Origin of the sequence: Cupriavidus sp. GA3-3, assembly GCF_000389805.1 — a bacterium.
Classification (GTDB): Bacteria; Pseudomonadota; Gammaproteobacteria; order Burkholderiales; family Burkholderiaceae; genus Cupriavidus; species Cupriavidus necator_D.
Map to the genome: position 1 here is coordinate 40867 of NZ_KB944492.1, position 18401 is coordinate 59267.

Here is an 18401-nt window from a genome sequence, read left to right on the forward strand (position 1 = left end):
AGGCGCATGATAGCTTGGGGCGTAGATAAAGAAAAAGCGCCCGAAGGCGCTTTACGTCCAATCCACTATACAGCAGTGATTAGCGGTTCGCCGCCGGCATAATATTAGCGGGAATGCTATCGGTGCCGACCTTCGTGAACGCAACTTGAGTTCCAGTCGCGTCCGGCGCCCAATCCGCTTCGTAAATGTAGCCGCCAACCTCGGGTTTCCCAGTGAACTTGACGTTCACTTTACCCGGAACTGCGGGCGGACCAGCGACGGCTGCAGTGCCCACAAGGGCAACAGCGGCGGTACCGTACTTCGGTGTCGGCAGCGACGTGATGTTGAGCTCTGCCGCAGTGTCGCACAACGAGCCATCACCAGCGTTGACCTGGAGACACTGGGAAATGGCCGTTTTGAGAGCCGCCAGGTCGGAAATATTGTTCTGCCACTTCGACTTGGTAACGTAGTCCTGGTACTGCGGGATAGCGATTGCAGCCAAAATACCAATGATCGCCACCACGATCATCAGTTCAATCAGCGTAAAGCCCTTCTGGACACGACGGCCCAGTTTCTTCAGTTGTACCCGTTGCATGATTTGACCCCTCGAAGAGATTTTGGTTAAGCGTTGCACGTCTTCGGTTTCGTGACGCGGGAACCATTGAGCAGTAAGCGTGCCAGCGGCATCCCCCATCCGTAGGGGGTGAAAAGCGACAAATTTCGTCACCCGTCAGGGGGATGCATGCCGTATGCGCCAAAATTTGTCACTTGCACTCGCTACCACCGCGCGAAGCGACAAAATGTGCGATCACTCACATGAGTTAGTTGGCCAAGGCACCGACGGCCGCCTTGCCGGCGCGCCAACGAAAAAGGGCGGCCAGCTGGCCGCCCTTCTCGCCTGGGCGAAATCTCGTCAGGCGGCCTGTGCCGACCGGCGGCTCAGCAGCTTGCCCATGATCACCACCATGATCGCGCCGGCGGCGCCGAATACCAGGTGGGCGTGCGGCACGTGGACTTCGAACCAGGCGGCGTCGACCGGGTCGCTGACCAGCATCTCACCGGCCAGGTAGCCCAACAGCGCGGCACCCAGCACGATGATGACCGGGAAGCGCTCCATGACCTTGAGCAGCAGCGTGCTGCCGAACACGATCAGCGGGATCGACAGGCCCAGGCCGATGATCAGCAGCATCAGCTGGCTGCCCTCGGGGCCCTTCTGCGCGGCGGCGGCCACGGCCACCACGTTGTCGAGCGACATCACCAGGTCCGCGATCAGGATGGTGCGGATGGCGGCCCAGATATTGTCCTTGCCGTCGTGGCCTTCCTCATCGTCATCGCCGGTCAGCAGTTGCACGCCGATGTAGACCAGCAGCACGGCACCGACGATCTTCAGGTACGGCAGGCTCAGCAGCTTGACCGCGGCCACGGTCAGCACCACGCGCATGATGATGGCGGCGGCACTGCCCCAGAAGATGGCTTTCTTCTGCTGGGCGGGCGGCAGGTTGCGCGAGGCGAGCGCGATCACCACCGCGTTGTCGCCGGACAGGACGATATTGGTCAGGATGATCGATCCCAACGCAATCCAGAATGTGGTGGAAGACAGCAGTTCCACGGGAGGGCTCCTCGAATTTTATAGGTTGCACACCCGTCATCTGACGGGATTTCGGATGTCTCGAAACACGGACATGACTGTTTACCGCACGAACCTTTCGATTAGATTTCAATCCTGTAATGTTTCGTGCCGGAAGCCACGCCGAATCCGTCCTCCAGAATGACAATGCCCCCGCGCGGGCGGGGGCATTGCCTGGTTCGCCATTCCAGCGCTCGCTGGAATGGCGAGGTACGACTTACAGCATTGCCTTCAGCAGGCGGCCCATCTCCGACGGGTTCTTGGTCACCTTGATACCGCAGGCTTCCATGATTTCCAGCTTGGCCTGGGCGGTATCGGCACCGCCCGAGATCAGCGCGCCGGCGTGGCCCATGCGCTTGCCCGGAGGCGCGGTCACGCCAGCGATGAAGCCAACCACCGGCTTCTTCATGTTTTCCTTGATCCAGTAAGCCGCGTTGGCTTCGTCCGGACCGCCGATCTCACCGATCATGACCACGGCGTCCGTTTCCGGATCGTCGTTGAACATCTTCATCACGTCGATGTGCTTCAGGCCGTTGATGGGGTCGCCACCGATGCCGACAGCCGACGACTGGCCCAGGCCCAGCGCGGTCAGCTGGCCCACGGCTTCGTACGTCAGCGTGCCCGAGCGCGACACTACGCCGATGCGGCCCTTGCGGTGGATGTGGCCCGGCATGATGCCGATCTTGATTTCGTCCGGCGTGATCAGGCCCGGGCAGTTCGGTCCCAGCAGCAGGGTCTTCTTGTTCTCGCGGCGCATGCGGTCCTTGACTTCCATCATGTCGCGCACGGGGATGCCTTCGGTAATGCAGACCACCAGGTCCAGGTCGGCGTCAACGGCTTCCCAGATCGCGGCAGCGGCGCCTGCGGGCGGCACGTAGATGACCGACACGGTGGCGCCGGTCTGGGCCTTGGCGTCCTTGACGCTGGCGTAGATGGGAATGCCTTCGAAGTCTTCGCCGGCCTTCTTGGGGTTCACGCCTGCTACGAAGGCGTTCTTGCCGTTGGCGTAGTCGCGGCAGCCACGGGTGTGGAACTGGCCGGTCTTGCCGGTAATGCCCTGGGTGATGACCTTGGTGTCTTTGTTGATCAGAATCGACATGCTGTAATCCTTTGCTTGGCTACGAGCGGCGCGCACAGGGGCTCAAGGGAGCGCCTGCGCACCGCCCGCGTTCGCGTATGGTTGCGTTCGTGCGACGGCTTACTTGCCAGCGGCAGCGGCCACCACCTTCTGGGCGGCTTCTTCCATCGTGTCGGCCGAGATGATGGGCAGGCCCGAGTCGGCCAGCATCTTCTTGCCGAGGTCTTCGTTGGTGCCCTTCATGCGCACGACCAGCGGCACCGTCAGGTGCACGGCCTTGGAAGCGGAGATCACGCCTTCGGCGATCACGTCGCAACGCATGATGCCGCCGAAGATGTTGACCAGGATGGCCTGCACGTTCTTGTTGCTCAGCATCAGCTTGAAGGCTTCGGTCACCTTCTCGGTGGTGGCACCGCCGCCCACGTCGAGGAAGTTGGCCGGCTCGCCGCCGAACAGCTTGATGGTGTCCATGGTGGCCATGGCCAGGCCGGCGCCGTTCACCAGGCAGCCGATGTTGCCGTCCAGCGAGATGTAGGCCAGGTCGAACTTCGAGGCTTCGATTTCGTTGGCGTCTTCTTCATCCAGGTCGCGGTAGGCAACGATTTCCGGGTGACGGAACAGCGCGTTCGAGTCGAAGTTGAACTTGGCGTCCAGCGCGATGACCTTGCCGTCGCCGGTCAGGATCAGCGGGTTGATTTCAGCCAGCGAAGCGTCGGTTTCATAGAACGCCTTGTACAGGCCTTGCAGGGCCTGGCGGGCTTGCGCCACGCTCGTGTCGGGCACGCCGATCTTGCGGGCGATGTCGTCGGCTTCAGCGTCGGTCAGGCCAACCGACGGCTCGATGATCAGGGTGTGGATCTTTTCCGGGCTGTGGGCGGCGACTTCTTCGATGTCCATGCCGCCTTCGCTCGAGGCCATCAGCGCGACCTTCTGCGAAACACGGTCCACCACCAGCGAAACGTACAGTTCCTTCTTGATGTCGGCGCCTTCTTCGATCAGCAGGCGGTTGACCTTCTTGCCTTCCGGGCCGGTCTGGTGCGTGACCAGCTGCATGCCCAGGATGTTCGAAGCGTAGGTCTTGACGTCGTCGATGCTCTTGGCAACCTTCACGCCGCCGCCCTTGCCGCGGCCACCCGCATGAATCTGAGCCTTGACGACCCACACCGGGCCGCCGAGCGTTTCTGCGGCCTTCAGGGCCTCGTCAACCGAGAACGCGGGGATGCCGCGCGGAACCGGCACATTGTATTTGCGCAGGATTTCCTTGCCTTGATACTCATGGATATTCATGCGTGTTTCCTTTCGGGTAGGCGTAAAAGGTAGAAGGGAAGAATCTGAAAGAAGACGAACTCTCTCGTCAGGCTGGCCAATCCTGAGAATCAGCCGGAGGTGCCAGTCGGCCGCTCGGCCGGGACAGCGTCGTTGCCATCATTGCCGCGGTCGCCATTGGCCGCGGGCGGCGCCTGAGGCGCAGTTGCGACGGCAGGTGCTGCCTCGGCCCGTACCTTGGGCGTCGGCTGGTGACCATACCAGCGCGGGTAAAACTGACGAACCACCTCGCCATCGAAACGCAGGGCGTGGCAGCCGTTCAACTGATAGGGCGGCTCCGGATTCGGGTCGTCCTCGCCGTTGTCGCGGATATTGATGACTTCACCGGCAAAGGCCTGGATCGCCGTGCTGGGCAGCACGCCAGCGGCCTCGGTCAGGTGTGAGCAACCGTGCATGCCGCCCAGGCGCTCGCGCACGGCCTTGCGAAAGCCCTTGCGCAGGTTCAGGCCGATCAGCTTGCGGTAAGCCGGGCCGATCGTGTCGCAATGAGATGGATACGGCACCCAGTCCGAGCAGGCCTCGGCATCCAGCACCGTCATTTCCTCATTGATCGTGACGCGCAACCACAGGTCGTGCAGGGGCTGGCCTACCGGGCGGACGCGGTCGCCGGCCAGTTCGATGTCGCGAGGCTTGGTGTCGGTCAGGCGCACCTCGATATCCCACAAGCCGTCCTCTCTCTGGTACGCCTCGGCCGTAATGGCGCGACGGTGACGCTGGGAGCGGTTGACGGGCTGGGACAGAGGCATGGCCAGGCTGGAAATACGGGGGCTGGGGAACGGCGGTGCCGGAGCACCGAAAACCGGGGGAGTTTAACATGCCGCGCCGCTTTGGCCGGGAACATCCTTGTGCAGCAACTGTCGCAGCGGGATTGTCGGCCGACCATGGCGCATCAGGCCTCGCCACCGTCGTCGCCGTAGTCTTCGTCCGCACCCTGGATGATCTTGCCGACGACCGAACGCGAGAACCCGCGCGCCACCATGAAGCGGATCTGCCTGGCCCGCGCTTCGGGCGTGTCCGGCGGGGTGCCGAAGCGCTTGCGCCAGACCTCACGGGCGCGCTCCACTTCCGTGGCGCGCAGCCGCTCCTGCAGATCGCCCAGTTGCTCGCTGCCGAGCTTGTGGGTCTTGGCTTCCTGCATCACGCGCGCGGTGCCGTAGCGGGCGCCGCGGCGGTGCACCAGGCTGTCGGCAAAGCGCTGGTTCGACAGCCAGTTCTCGCGCTCCAGCGCGTCCAGCAACTGCTCCAGCTGCTCGGCCGACTCGGCATGCGGCGCCAGCTTGCGCGCCAGTTCGGCGCGGCTGTGCTCGCGGCGAGACAGGTAGTCGACGGCGCGGGCCTTCAGCGAAAGCGGGGGACGGGTTGCCATGGTTGCCGGAATCTGTGGATGGAGGGGTCCGCGCCAAGCAAAAAGGCCGGGGCATCGGCGATGCCCCGGCCTTTTTGCTTGGCGCAATGGCCGCTGGCGCGGTCAGTCTTCGACCGCTACCGGCGTGGCAGCCGCCGTGGGGTTCATGGCCACCACGCCCAGCGCCGCGCGCACCTTGTTCTCGATCTCGTCGGCGATGTCAGGGTTCTCGCGCAGGTATTCGCGCGCGTTATCCTTGCCCTGGCCGATCTTGTCGCCGTTGTAGCTGTACCAGGCGCCGGACTTCTCGACGATCTTGGCGTCCACGCCCAGGTCGATGATCTCGCCCTGGCGCGAGATGCCCTGGCCGTAGAGGATGTCGAAGAAGGCTTCGCGGAACGGCGGCGAGACCTTGTTCTTGACCACCTTGACCTTGGTCTCGTTGCCGATCACGTCGTCGCCCTTCTTGATCGAGCCGATGCGGCGGATATCCAGGCGCACCGAGGCGTAGAATTTGAGCGCGTTGCCGCCGGTGGTGGTTTCCGGCGAGCCGAACATCACGCCGATCTTCATGCGGATCTGGTTGATGAAGATCACCAGGCAGTTGGTGCGCTTGATGGTGCCGGTCAGCTTGCGCAGCGCCTGGCTCATCAGGCGGGCCTGCAGGCCGGGCAGCGAATCGCCCATTTCGCCTTCGATTTCGGCCTTGGGCACCAGCGCCGCCACCGAGTCGATCACGATCAGGTCGATCGAGCCCGAGCGCACCAGCGCGTCGGTGATTTCCAGCGCCTGTTCGCCGGTGTCCGGCTGCGAGATCAGCAGGTCGCCGACGTTGACGCCCAGCTTGTTGGCGTAGCTGACGTCCAGCGCATGCTCGGCGTCGATAAAGGCGCAGGTGCCGCCCAGCTTCTGCATCTCGGCCACGACCTGCAGCGTCAGCGTGGTCTTGCCCGACGATTCCGGACCATAGATCTCGACCACGCGGCCGCGTGGCAGGCCACCGACGCCAAGCGCGATGTCCAGGCCGAGCGAACCGGTGGATACCACCTGAATGTCCTTCTCGACCTCGCCGTCGCCCAGGCGCATGATCGAGCCCTTGCCGAACTGCTTCTCGATCTGGGAGAGCGCGGCGGCAAGCGCCTTCTGCTTCTCGGCGCTCACGCCGGCACCTGCCTTCTTGTCGTCCATGGTCGTCCTTGAATCAATGGTGTATAAATAGGCCGCATGTGGCGCGGCACCGGCATTTTCCGGCTCCAGCGCCGGCCCGGCTGTCTGCGCGGCCGCTCTCCAGGGGGTCTCCCCGGGCAGCCCCAGCGGAACGTGCGGGTACTGTATAAAAAAACAGTATGCTTGGCAAGCCCCATCGCGCCCCATTCCGCCGGCGCCGGCTATGCCGGCCAGGGTGGAGACAACCATGCGCATTCTGATCGCCGAAGATGACGACGTGCTGGCGGACGGCCTGACGCGCTCGCTACGCCACTCGGGTTACGCCGTCGACCACGTCACCAACGGCCTGGAAGCCGATTCCGCGCTGTCGACCCAGACCTTCGACCTGCTGATCCTGGACCTGGGCCTGCCGCGCATGTCCGGGCTGGAAGTGCTCAAGCGCCTGCGCGCGCGCGGCGCCATGCTGCCGGTGCTGATCCTGACCGCCGCCGACAGCGTCGACGAGCGCGTCAAGGGCCTGGACCTGGGCGCCGACGACTATATGGCCAAGCCCTTTGCCCTGTCCGAGCTTGAAGCGCGCGTGCGCGCGCTGGTGCGGCGCGGCGCCGGCGGCGGCGCCACGCTGATGCGGCACGGGCCGCTGGCCTACGACCAGGTCGGACGCATCGCCTATCTCAACGAGCAGATGCTGGACCTGTCCGCGCGCGAGATCGGGTTGCTGGAGATCCTGCTCACACGCAGCGGCCGCCTGGTATCGAAAGAGCAGCTGGTGGACCACCTGTGCGAGTGGGGCGAGGAAGTCAGCAACAACGCCATCGAAGTCTACGTGCACCGGCTGCGCAAGAAGATCGAAGTCGGCGGCATCCGCATCGCCACCGTGCGCGGGCTTGGCTACTGCCTGGAGAAATTCCAGCCGGCGGTGGCCACGCATCACTGATCCGACCCCACCGCAGGCCACGCGACTGACCTGAGCGCAACCTCGCCGAGATGAGCCTGCTGCGACTGCCCTGGCGGCGCGTGCCCCGCCCCGCGCCCCCCCCTCCTTCCGCCGCCCCGGCCCCGGACACTACCGACCAGGACCTGGCCGACGCGTTGCCGCACCTGGAGGAAAGCGCGGCAAATTCCGCGCCGCGCTCATTGTTCGGTGAGATCCTCGACTGGATGCTGGCGCCGCTGCTGCTGCTCTGGCCGATGAGCATCGCGGTGACCTACCTGGTGGCCAAGTCGATCGCCAACGGGCCCTTCGACCGCGCGCTGGAAGCCAGCGCCATCGTGCTGTCGCAGCAGGTGCGCGAGGTCAACGGGCGCATCACGCTGCAGCTGCCGCTGTCGGCGCGCGAGATCCTGCGCGCCGACGAGACCGACAACATCTACTACCAGGTGGTCGGCAAGCGCGGCGAATACATCGCCGGCGACCACGACCTGCCGCTGCCGTCCGAGGAGGACCAGGGCCACGCGGGGCTGGTGTCCCTGCGCGATGACCGCGTGGCCGGCAACGACGTGCGCGTGGCCTACACCTATATCGACCTGAAGCAGGTCAGCGGCACCCAGCCGGTGCTGGTGCAGGTGGCCGAGACGCTGGACAAGCGCGCGCGCCTGGCCAACGAGATCATCAAGGGCGTGATCCTGCCGCAGTTCGTGATCCTGCCGCTGGCGGTGGTGCTGGTGTGGTTCGGGCTGTCGCGCGGGCTGGCGCCGCTGACCGCGATCCAGCAGCGCATCCGCGCGCGCAACCCCGGCGATACCAGCCCGATCGACGAACGCGCCGCGCCGCAGGAAATCACGCCGCTGGTGGGTTCGTTCAACGACCTGCTGGCGCGCCTGGACCAGTCGGTGCAGACCCAGAAGCGCTTTATCGCCGATGCCGCGCACCAGATGAAGACGCCGCTGGCGGGCCTGCGCATGCAGGCCGAGCTGGCGCAGCGCGAGCAGTCGCCGGAAGAGCTGCGGCGCTCGCTGGCGCAGATCGCCGGCAGCTCTGAGCGCACCGCGCACCTGGTCACGCAGCTGCTATCGCTGGCGCGCATGGAAAACCTGGCGGGCACCGGCGGCATGGCCGCGCTGGACCTGGCGGCGCTCGCGCGCGAGGTGGTCAAGGACTGGCTGCCGCAGGCTTGGGCGCGCGACATCGACCTGGGCCTGGATGCCGACGAACATCCGGTGATGGTGCAAGGCAACCGCCTGATGCTGACCGAGATGCTGAACAACCTGCTCGACAACGCCATCCGCTACACGCCGCGCGGCGGGCACGCCACGGTGCGCGTCAGCGCCGATGCCTTCGAGCCATTCGCCTACCTGGATGTGGAAGACACCGGCCCGGGCATTGCGCCGGCCGAGCGCGAGCGCGTGATGGAGCGCTTCTACCGCGTGCTCGGCACCAATACCGAAGGCAGCGGCCTGGGCCTGGCCATCGTGCGCGAGATCGTGCAGCAGCACGGCGGCGACGTCCAGATTTCCGACCACGTCTACCAACAATCGCCACGGCTGGCCGGCGCGCATTTCCGCGTGACGCTGCGCCGGCCCGACTACCTGCCGCCCGCATGAACGACAGCCCCGCCCCCGATAGTGCCGAAGCCCGCCAGCGCCAGGCCTGGCGGCGCAACCTGCGCTGGATCTGCGGCCTGCTCGCGATCTGGTTCACCGTCACCTTCGTGGTGGCATGGTTTGCGCGCGACCTGCGCTTCGACTTCTTTGGCTGGCCGTTCTCGTTCTGGGTCGGCGCGCAAGGCGCGCTGGTGGTCTACGTGCTGATGGCCGCGCTCTACGCCTGGCGCATGAACCGCGCCGACGGCGAAGCGGACGCCGATAGCCTGGCCGCGCCCGCCCCTGCGCCTTCGCAGGGCGCCTCGCGCGGAACAGGCACTGATGCTGCATAGCCGCACCCCTACAAAGCGCGCCATTCCGCCACACAAGTGAATTGCGCCCCGCAGCGCAGCAGCCAAACTCGCGCCCACGGCTAGCGTATACCCCGATATTCTTTGACGATTCCGTGCCCCGTTCTGTCAGAACGCAGTAAGTTTCGCCACCCACAATCCTCTGCAACTCAGGCATAGCGGCCAGCCGCGCGGTCTTTCCCGCGCCACGCCCACCCGAGATCCATTCCAGACGGAGGAGACAATATGGCAAACGTGCAAAACGTTGCGGTGCCCGCAGGGGGCGCGCAGAACGCACCGATGACAGCCGAAGAGCGCAAGGTGATCTTTGCCTCATCGCTGGGCACGGTGTTCGAGTGGTACGACTTTTATCTCTACGGCTCGCTGGCGGCAATCATTGCCAAGCAGTTCTTCGCCGGACTGGATCCCACCTCGGCCTTCATCTTCGCGCTGCTCGCATTCGCCGCCGGCTTTATCGTGCGGCCGTTCGGCGCGCTGGTGTTCGGCCGCCTGGGCGACATGATCGGGCGCAAGTACACCTTCCTGGTGACGATCCTGCTCATGGGCCTGTCGACCTTCATCGTCGGCCTGCTGCCGGGCTATGCCACCATCGGCTGGGCCGCGCCGATCATCCTGATCGCACTGCGCATGCTGCAAGGCCTGGCGCTCGGCGGCGAGTACGGCGGTGCCGCCACCTACGTGGCCGAGCACGCACCGCACGGCAAGCGCGGCGCCTATACCTCGTGGATCCAGACCACGGCCACGCTGGGCCTGTTCCTGTCGCTGATCGTGATCCTGCTGTGCCGCGAAATGACCGGGCCCAACTTCGAGACCTGGGGCTGGCGCATCCCGTTCCTGGTGTCGATCCTGCTGCTGGGCGTGTCGGTATATATCCGCCTGTCGATGAATGAATCGCCGGCGTTCCAGCGCATGAAGGCAGAGGGCAAGACCTCCAAGGCCCCGCTGACCGAGTCCTTCGGCCAGTGGCGCAACCTGAAGATCGTGATCCTGGCCCTGCTCGGCCTGACCGCCGGCCAGGCCGTGGTCTGGTACACCGGCCAGTTCTATGCGCTGTTCTTCCTGACCCAGGTGCTCAAGGTCGATGCCAAGACGGCCAACCTGCTGATCGCCGGCGCACTGGTGCTCGGCACGCCGTTCTTCATCTTCTTCGGCTCGCTGTCGGACAAGATCGGCCGCAAGTGGATCATCATGGCGGGCTGCGCGCTGGCCGTGCTGACCTACTTCCCGCTGTTCAAGGCCATGACCCACTACGCCAACCCGGCTCTGGAGCGCGCCCAGAAGAGCGCCCAGATCGTGGTCACCGCCGACCCGAAGCAGTGCTCGTTCCAGGGCAGCCCGATCGCCCGCGAGATCGACTTCCGCAGCTCCTGCGACATTGCCAAGCGCACGCTGGCCCAGGCATCGGCCAGCTATGAAGTGGTCGAGGCCCCGGCCGGCACCGTGGCCACGGTCAAGATCGGCGACAAGGAGATCAAGGCCTTCGACGCGCAGCTGGTGAACGGCCACAGCTTCGACGAGCCCAGCAAGAAGCAGATCGCGGCGTTCAAGAAGGAGGTTGGTGAATCGATGGCCTCCGCCGGCTACCCGACCAAGGCCGACCCGGCACAGATGAACACGATCATGGTGCTGGTGATCCTGGTCATCCTGGTGATCTACGTCACCATGGTGTACGGCCCGATCGCCGCCATGCTGGTGGAGCTGTTCCCGACCCGCATCCGCTACACCTCGATGTCGCTGCCCTACCATATCGGCAACGGCTGGTTCGGCGGCCTGCTGCCCACCATCTCGTTTGCGCTGGTGGCCCAGAACGGCAACATCTACTACGGTCTCTGGTACCCGATCATCATCGCAGCCATCACCTTCGTGATCGGCGCGCTGTTCATCCGCGAGACCAAGGACGTGAACATCTACGCCAACGACTGAGCAGTCGTCCGGCACTAACGGAAACGGCAGGCCATCCGGACTGCCGTTTTTTTATGCATGGGCCCTTCGTGCAAAATCTTCACACGAAGGTGTTGACAGCATCGAAAGCCCAGGTATAATCTCATTCTTCGTTGGCGAATTAGCTCAGTCGGTTAGAGCGACGGAATCATAATCCGCAGGTCCGGGGTTCGAGTCCCTGATTCGCCACCATCTATTTAAAAAGCCGCGATCCCGCATGGGTTCGCGGCTTTTTGCTTTGGGTCGTTACCAGGGCGCGCAAACGAGAACCGCCCATCATGGGGCGGCCACAGACGACGCTTACCAGTAACGCACGCGCCCGGTATCGATGTGCACGAACTGGTCAGACTCATAGAAGCCGACGCCCCCGCCCTGCAATGACTTGGCCGCGTCGCGCACGTCCGCCAGCGGCACGCCGGCCAGGCGGATGTCGATGGCCTTGCCGTCCATGTGCAGGCTGTGCCTGGCCACGCCGCCGCCGCGCGTGTTGCGCAGGCGCGAATTGGTGGTCGGACTGCGGTAGCCGGAAATGACCTGGAACGGCTGGTCGGTGCCAAGCTCGCGGCGGACCTGGAACAGCAGGTCGAACAGTTGCGGGTCGATCATGCCGACCTTGCCGGAATAGTGGTCGCGCAGGAAGCCGTTGAGCGTAGTCAGCGCGTCGGGCACGAAGCGGTCGCCAACGGCATAGACCAACGACACGCGTTCGCCGGTGTGGGTGTGGTCGAACGCCAGCGTGCGGGCGTCCGGCAGGCCAGCCAGGGCCCGGTTTGCAGGCAGGCCTGCCAGCGCCTGGCGCGGCGCCAGCGGCATCAGGCCGGCGGCAAGGGCCAGGCCTCCGGCGGTATGAAGAAAGCGGCGGCGTGCCTGGCGCGTCGCATCAGTCATGGTACTTCCTCTGAATGTGCCAGTGGCGCCTCAGCGGGTGGTGCCAGAGGCGCTTGCAATAGCTGGTTGCTGGGGCCGTCCGTTGCGTTGCCGCAGTGCCTTCTCCAGCAATTTGTCGTGACCGTAAATGTCAGGCAAGAAGGATACACGACCATCGGCGCGCGCAATGACCGTGCCGTAGGCCAGCACCACCGGCAAGGGCTGCTGCAGGCGCACCGTATTGGACTTGCCACGCGTCATCGCTTCGCGGATCCGGGTCTCGTTCCAGTCCGGCATATCGTGCAACACGAACTGGGCCAATGCTACTGGGGCTTCCACGCGGATGCAGCCATGACTGAAGTCGCGCCGGCCGCGCTTGAACAGCTGCGGCGAGGGCGTGTGGTGCAGGTAGATGTTCTCGTTGTTGGGAAACACGAACTTGATATCGCCCAGCGCGTTCAGCGGGCCCGGCCGCTGGCGGATGCGCATGCGGCCGTTCAGCACTGCCTCGAGATTTTCCTCGGACAGCGTGGTCACGGCCTTGCCGTCGCCGGTGACGAACTCCAGGCCCTGCCGGTTGAAATAGGCCGGATCGCGGCGCAGGTGCGGCACGGTCTCGCGGCGCGCGATCGAGGGCGGGATGTTCCAGTACGGGCTGAACTCGATGTAGCGCATATCCTCCTCGAACAACGGCGTGCGCGTATCCAGTGCCTTGCCCACGATCACCTTCATCTCGAGCTTGATGTCGAGCTTGCCGTCGCGGATCTCATAGGCGCGCAGCATGAATTCCGGCACATTGACCACGATCATGCGCGGACCGTCCAGCGGCGTCCAGCGCAGCCGCTCCATGGTCAGTTCGATTTGCCGCACACGGCTGGCGATGGGCAGGTTGAGTTGTGCCAGCGTGGCCGCGCCGATCACGCCGTCGGCCTCCAGGCCGTGGCGCGACTGGAACGCCTTGACGCCGTCGACCAGGGCCCCTTCGTAGCGGGCCGGCACCTGGGTGCCGGCGGGCAGGTCGCCCAGCGCAACCAGGCGTGCAGCCAGCGCCGCGGCACCGGCCCAGGGCTGGCCCGGCGTCAGCTTGCTCGCCGGCAAGGGTGGCAGCGGCTGCCCCCAGGCCGGCTGCTTCGCGATCTCGCGGTACCGCGCCAGGGCCTCCCGCAGCGTGCCATAGAGCGGGAAGGTGGGCGCTGCCTGGCGGATGGCATCGGGCAGCCGTTGCTGCCTGACGGCATCGCGCAGCCAGATAGCGGCATCGAAGGGCCGTTCCGCCTGGGGGGCAAAGTTGGCATGGACCGCGCGCGGGTTGACGCGCCCGCCGTGCAGGTCTGCCAGCATCCGCTCCATCGCGGCGCTCAGCGCCGCATCCACGCGTGCGGCCGCGTCCGGCGGCAATGCTGGCCCGCTGGCGGCCTGGGCCACGGCCTGGCGCAAGGCGTCGGCATCGTAGTCGCGCGGGTCGAGGCCGTCGGCCGCGGCCGCGGCCAGCGCATCGACGGCCTGGCGGGCCGCCGGCACCGGTCGGCCCTGCGCAAACCACATCGGTTCGTTGGCGAAGGCAGGCGTGGCCTGGCATGCGGCGGCACAGGCAAGCACGACAGCGCCCAGGCGGCGTGCGGCGGCATTCAGGGTCGGTGGCATCGGGCGAAAAGTTCGGATTCGTCACACACGCCAACAGTCTACCCGCGATGGCGGCATGGTGCCGCAAGCCGCCCGGGGTGCGCGTTACCACACCAGCTGATGCCGGCGCGCGTAGTCCACCATTTCGACCAGGGAGCCGACATTGAGCTTGGCCATGATGTTGGCCTTGTGCGTGCTGACCGTCTTGCTGCTGATCAGCAGTTGCGCCGCGATCGACTTGTTGGAATGGCCGCGCGCCAGGTATTGCAGGATGGTGATCTCGCGGTTGCTCAGCCGCGCAAAGCCGGATTCCCGCTGCTCGCCGATCTGGCGCACGGTTTCCAGCGTATGCATGGGAAAGACCAGGTAGCCGCTCAGCACACCGCGTACGGCCTGCATCACCTCGGCCAGCCCACGCTGCTTGACCACGAAGCCATGGGCGCCGGCGCGCAGCGCCCGCACCGAGGCCAGGGTGGCGTCGCTGTCGGACAGTACCAGCAAGGGCACGGTGGGCTGCGTCGCCGAGACGCACCGGACAAAGTCGATGCCGGGATTGCCGAAGCACTCGATATCGACCAGCACCAGCCCCGGCCGTTGCTCGCGGACCAGCCGGAATGCTTCCTGCATGCCGTCCATCTCCAGTACTTCACCGGCGCCCAACTCAGCGCGGATTTCAGCGGACAGCGTGGTTCGGAACCGGGAGGGTTCGTCGACGATCAGCGCGAGATGCAATTTGAGGCTCCTTAACGACTTGCATGGCTTGGCCTGGTGCCAAGGTTAAGGGGCCGGAGAGATCCTGATGCGCCGAATCCTCGCCGCGCAGATGCGGCAAAATCTGCATCAGAGTCAGACTCTTCTGCATCGCTGTTTTCGTATTGATGCCGCGGTCGGCGTTACCCGTTGCCAGCGTCGAGGACTTCAGTCAGCTTGCGGCTGGCATCCAGCGCCGCGGGGAACCCGCAGTAGACGGCGCTGTGCACCATCAGTTCGCGCAGTTCCTGCGGCGTAACGCCATTGGCGAGCGCGCCGCGCAGGTGCCCGGCCAGCTCCTGCGGCCGGTTCAGCGCAATCAGCATCGACACCGTTGCCAGGCTGCGCTGCTTGCGGTCCAGGCCGTCGCGGGTCCAGACCGTGCCCCAGGCGAACTCCGTCACCAGTTGCTGCAGGCTGGTGTCGCCCTGCTGTGCGGCGGCGTCCAGCGCGCGCCGGACGTGCTCGGAGCCGAGCACTTCGGTGCGCACGTCAAGGCCGGCCTCGAAGGCCGGCGTGGGAGTGTAGACGGGAAGTTGGCTGGGTTCGGCCATGGCATGGGTCTCCGGTCTGGGTGGATGCCGCATGGTAGCCGAACCGATCAAGCCGATTCGAGAGGCCGCAGCATCGGTGCCGCGGCCCCAGGTCATTCCGTGCCCGCGGGCAGGAAGCGCGGCGCCGGCGCCGAACGCGGCACCTCGCGCTCGCCCTGCCGGTACAGCCGATACGTGCCGCGTGCCTGGTTGTGCGGATGGCGCGCGGCCTCGTCCAGGGTCAGCACGCGCGCAAAGCACACGTCGGTGCCGCCCAGCAACGCCTCCCAGTGAGTGCTTGACTTGCCTGCGATGCAAGCGGCAATGCGGGCCTTCACCGCGGGCCACTGGGCACGGTCATACTGCGTGGCGGGGTCGATGTCGGTCAGCTCGAGCCGCTCGAGCAGCTCGCGGTAGAACTGCGGCTCGAGCGCGCCCAGCGTGATGGCGCGGCCGTCGGCGCAAGGGAAGACGTCATAGAACGGCGAATCGTGGAAGGGGCTCGGTTGCGGGCCGCCGAGCGTGCCGGCTGCGCGCGACACCTGCACCAGCGAGCCCAGCATGGCGACGATATCGGTGATGGCCGCATCCACCACGCAGCCCTCGCCGCTTGCGCGCGCGCTCAGGATGGCGCTGGTGATGCCGAATGCCAGGCCAAGCGCGCCGGTGGCATCGCCCATCACGGTCGGCGGCACCATCGGCAGTGAGCCTGCGCGCGCAGCCATCGACAAGAGGCCGGTCAGCGCGATGTAGTTGAGGTCGTGGCCGGCGCTTTGCGACAGCGGGCCGGTCTGGCCCCAACCGGTCATGCGCCCGTAGACCAGGCGCGGATTGCGTGCATGGCACGCCTTCGGGCCCAGGCCGAGGCGCTCCATCGCGCCCGGGCGCAGCCCTTCGATCAGCGCGTCGGCGCCGGCCACCAGGTCCAGTGCGGCGGCCACGTCGTCCGCAGACTTCAGGTTCAGTTGCACCACGCGCTTGCCGTGCTCCAGCTCCATCTCAGGCGGCACGGGCTGGCCGCGCAGGATGCGGCGGGCATCCGGCGCGACCGGCCGGGTCACCAGCGTGACCTCGGCGCCCAGGCCGGCCAGCATCGCACCGCACAACGGGCCGGGGCCGATGCCTTCGAATTCCACCACCTTGATACCGCGCAGGGGCAGCAGGTTGCCACGCTCACTCATGATCGTCGTCTCCGGAATCGCCGCCCGCCCGGGCCATGGCCGGGGGACAGCTTGCATTGAATTGGTATGGGATGGGCCGTGCCTGCGGCAGCGCGGACGTGCCAATGCCTGCCGCGGGGCTCGGGAGCATGCTACGCGCCACGGCGTTGACGGGGCAATGGCCAAATGCTTCAGCCGGCTTGACGGAATCCGTCAGCCGGCCGGCTATCGCACGGCGAAATCGGATAAATCCGATCCGACTTGATCTAAATCGGGTCCTGGCAGGACACTAGGTGCCATGATGGTTCCAGATGGCGGTGCCGCCTCATGGCGCACCGCCTGCCGACAGCCCCCATCCAGGAGATTTCCAACATGACCAATATCGTGCTCGCCACCGACGGTTCGGCCTTCAGCGACGCCGCGGCCCGTTTTATCGCCGAAGGCAAGCTGCTGCAGAGCGGCTTCACCGTGCATGTCGTGCATGTGGCGCCGGAAGTAAGCGGCCAGGTGCGCGCCTTTGTCAGCAAGGAGACCATCGATGACTGGCACAAGGAGGCCAGCGAGAAGGCCATGGCGACGGTCTGCGAGATCCTGTCCGCAGCCAAGGTGCCGTTCGAGCGGCACCCGCTGCACGGCTTCGCGCCGGAGCGCATCGTCGCCTGTGCGCGCTCGGTCGACGCCGCGGCCATCGTGATGGGTACGCATGGCCGCGGTTCGTTCTTCGATGCGGTGATCGGTTCAGTCGCAGGCCGCGTGCTGGCGCAGGCCGAGTGCCCGGTGCTGCTGGTCAAGGCGCCGGAAAAGAAGGGTTGAGCAAAGTAGTGGAAAACCGGCGCCCTGGCGGCGCCGACCGGTAGACCTCAGGCGCCCCACAGGGGCGCTTCGTCCATCAGCGCCACCTGTTCGCGCAGTTCGAGGATGCGATCCTGCCAGTAGCGCGCCGTGCCGAACCAAGGGAACGCGGCCGGAAAGGCCGGGTCGGCCCAGCGGCTGGCGAGCCAGGCGCTGTAGTGCAGCAGCCGCAGCGTGCGCAGCGCTTCCACCAGCCACAGTTCGCGCGGCTGGAATTCGGCGAAGTCCTCATAGCCGGCAACGATGTCGGCCAGCTGGTCCTGCATGGCCGCGCGGTCGCCCTCGAGCAGCATCCAGATGTCCTGGATCGCCGGCGCCATTCGGCTGTCATCGAAGTCAACGAAATGCGGGCCCGTTGCGCCATGGGTGCCGCCGCGCGCGTCGTCCTCGCCGATCCACAGCACATTGCCGCGATGGCAGTCGCCGTGGGTGCGCAGCAGGCGCACCTCGCCGGCGCGCTCATAGCAGCGGCGCACGCCGTCCAGCGCCAGGTCGGCCACCGATTGCCATGCGGGCAGCAGGTCGGCGGGAATGCAGCCGCTGGCGAGCAGCCAGTCGCGTGGGGCAACGCCGAAGGTTTCAAGATTTAGCGCCGGGCGCGCCTGGTAGGGCTGCGTCGCCCCCAGCGCGTGGATGCGGCCGATGAAGCGGCCGAGCCAGGTCAGCGTGTCGGAACGGTCCAGCGCCGGCTCGCGGCCGCCGCAGCGGGGGAATACCGCGAAACGGAAGCCGGCGTGATGCAGCAGCGTGCCAGCCGCGCCCGGTGCCAGCACCATGGCCGGCACGGCCGGGATCTCGGCATCGGCCAGTTGCTGCACGAAGGCGTGTTCTTCCAGGATGGCCGCATCGGTCCAGCGGCCCGGACGGTAGAACTTGGCGATGACCGGCGCGGCATCTTCGATGCCCAGCTGCCAGACGCGGTTCTCATAGCTGTTGAGCGCCAGCAGGCGCCCGTCGGGGCGCAGGCCGGCGCCTTCCAGCGCGTCCAGCATCAGCTCCGGCGTCAGGCCGGCGTAGGGAACGCCGGGGTCGGCCGGGGTGTCGGACGCGTGCATGGTGTCAGCCTGTCCCGCTCAGCGCGCCGGCTTGCGGTTGCCGCCGAGCAGCGCGGCCTGCGGCGCCGGACGGCGATTGCGCGCCGGTGCCGGGGCCGCGTCGTGCGGCTGGCGCGCGGGTTGCGCCGCGGCCCGTTGCTGGCGCGCCGGCTCCTGGCCGTCGCGGCGCGGTGCGGGATTGCGCGCGCCGCCGGCGGGCTGGCC

General features: G+C 66.2%; 18 protein-coding genes, 1 tRNA gene and 1 pseudogene. 6 read left to right on the forward strand and 14 right to left on the reverse strand.

Going from position 1 to position 18401, the window contains the following annotated elements:
* Positions 1-79 precede the first annotated feature (79 nt).
* The 7 genes from C265_RS33130 to recA all read right to left on the reverse strand — a co-directional run bounded on the left by C265_RS33130 (position 80) and on the right by recA (position 6543).
* Complete coding sequence (locus C265_RS33130) at positions 80-574, reverse strand: prepilin-type N-terminal cleavage/methylation domain-containing protein (protein WP_010812216.1); 495 nt, start codon at positions 572-574, stop codon at positions 80-82.
* Between the two features lie 318 nt (positions 575-892).
* Positions 893-1588, reverse strand: coding sequence for a TerC family protein (locus C265_RS22555; RefSeq protein ID WP_010812217.1), 696 nt, complete (start codon positions 1586-1588; stop codon positions 893-895).
* Positions 1589-1823: 235 nt separating this feature from the next.
* Positions 1824-2705: a succinate--CoA ligase subunit alpha gene (gene sucD / locus C265_RS22560; protein WP_010812218.1), complete on the reverse strand. Its 882-nt coding sequence runs from the start codon at positions 2703-2705 to the stop codon at positions 1824-1826.
* Positions 2706-2804: 99 nt separating this feature from the next.
* A complete protein-coding gene (gene sucC, locus C265_RS22565; protein WP_010812219.1) occupies positions 2805-3971 on the reverse strand; it encodes an ADP-forming succinate--CoA ligase subunit beta in 1167 nt (388 codons plus the stop codon).
* 89 nt (positions 3972-4060) lie between these two features.
* Complete coding sequence (locus tag C265_RS22570; protein WP_011614567.1) at positions 4061-4756, reverse strand: DUF2889 domain-containing protein; 696 nt, start codon at positions 4754-4756, stop codon at positions 4061-4063.
* Positions 4757-4899: 143 nt separating this feature from the next.
* The gene (gene recX, locus C265_RS22575; RefSeq protein ID WP_010812221.1) at positions 4900-5376 is read right to left on the reverse strand and encodes a recombination regulator RecX; all 477 of its coding nucleotides are present in this window, start codon (positions 5374-5376) and stop codon (positions 4900-4902) included.
* Positions 5377-5478: 102 nt separating this feature from the next.
* A complete protein-coding gene (recA, locus tag C265_RS22580) occupies positions 5479-6543 on the reverse strand; it encodes a recombinase RecA (protein WP_010812222.1) in 1065 nt (354 codons plus the stop codon).
* Positions 6544-6769: 226 nt separating this feature from the next.
* On the opposite strand from recA, the gene C265_RS22585 reads away from it, so the two are divergent.
* The 5 genes from C265_RS22585 to C265_RS22605 all read left to right on the forward strand — a co-directional run bounded on the left by C265_RS22585 (position 6770) and on the right by C265_RS22605 (position 11549).
* Positions 6770-7459, forward strand: a complete 690-nt coding sequence (locus C265_RS22585; RefSeq protein ID WP_010812223.1) for a response regulator transcription factor — start codon at positions 6770-6772, stop codon at positions 7457-7459.
* Positions 7460-7509: 50 nt separating this feature from the next.
* The gene (locus C265_RS22590; RefSeq protein WP_037025083.1) at positions 7510-9066 is read left to right on the forward strand and encodes a sensor histidine kinase; all 1557 of its coding nucleotides are present in this window, start codon (positions 7510-7512) and stop codon (positions 9064-9066) included.
* Positions 9063-9398, forward strand: a complete 336-nt coding sequence (locus tag C265_RS22595; protein WP_010812225.1) for a DUF4212 domain-containing protein — start codon at positions 9063-9065, stop codon at positions 9396-9398. The genes C265_RS22590 and C265_RS22595 overlap by 4 nt, the downstream gene beginning before the upstream one ends.
* Positions 9399-9641: 243 nt before the next feature.
* Positions 9642-11339 (forward strand): MFS transporter, encoded by a 1698-nt coding sequence (locus C265_RS22600; protein WP_010812226.1) that lies wholly within the window; start codon positions 9642-9644, stop codon positions 11337-11339.
* 133 nt (positions 11340-11472) lie between these two features.
* Positions 11473-11549, forward strand: a tRNA-Met gene (locus tag C265_RS22605).
* A gap of 108 nt (positions 11550-11657) precedes the next feature.
* Here C265_RS22605 and C265_RS22610 read toward each other — a convergent pair.
* The 5 genes from C265_RS22610 to C265_RS22630 form a co-directional block, all read right to left on the reverse strand.
* The gene (locus C265_RS22610; protein WP_010812227.1) at positions 11658-12245 is read right to left on the reverse strand and encodes a DUF882 domain-containing protein; all 588 of its coding nucleotides are present in this window, start codon (positions 12243-12245) and stop codon (positions 11658-11660) included.
* Between the two features lie 30 nt (positions 12246-12275).
* A complete protein-coding gene (locus C265_RS22615; protein WP_010812228.1) occupies positions 12276-13868 on the reverse strand; it encodes a murein L,D-transpeptidase in 1593 nt (530 codons plus the stop codon).
* An 84-nt stretch (positions 13869-13952) separates the two neighbouring features.
* Positions 13953-14579: a LuxR C-terminal-related transcriptional regulator gene (locus tag C265_RS22620; RefSeq protein WP_010812229.1), complete on the reverse strand. Its 627-nt coding sequence runs from the start codon at positions 14577-14579 to the stop codon at positions 13953-13955.
* Positions 14580-14740: 161 nt separating this feature from the next.
* Entirely contained in the window at positions 14741-15151 is a 411-nt protein-coding gene (locus C265_RS22625) for a carboxymuconolactone decarboxylase family protein (RefSeq protein ID WP_010812230.1), read from the reverse strand.
* Between the two features lie 92 nt (positions 15152-15243).
* Positions 15244-16311 (reverse strand): CaiB/BaiF CoA-transferase family protein, encoded by a 1068-nt coding sequence (locus C265_RS22630; protein ID WP_010812231.1) that lies wholly within the window; start codon positions 16309-16311, stop codon positions 15244-15246.
* Positions 16312-16662: 351 nt separating this feature from the next.
* Here C265_RS22630 and C265_RS22635 point away from each other — a divergent pair, with 351 nt between their 5' ends.
* Entirely contained in the window at positions 16663-17103 is a 441-nt protein-coding gene (locus tag C265_RS22635; RefSeq protein ID WP_010812232.1) for a universal stress protein, read from the forward strand.
* Positions 17104-17150: 47 nt separating this feature from the next.
* On the opposite strand, the gene C265_RS22640 is transcribed toward C265_RS22635, so the two are convergent.
* Positions 17151-18197 carry a serine/threonine protein kinase gene (locus C265_RS22640; RefSeq protein WP_010812233.1) on the reverse strand — a complete coding sequence of 349 codons (1047 nt, stop codon included), beginning with the start codon at positions 18195-18197 and terminating at the stop codon, positions 17151-17153.
* An 18-nt stretch (positions 18198-18215) separates the two neighbouring features.
* Positions 18216-18401: pseudogene (locus tag C265_RS22645) on the reverse strand (RNA helicase); the annotation flags it as partial.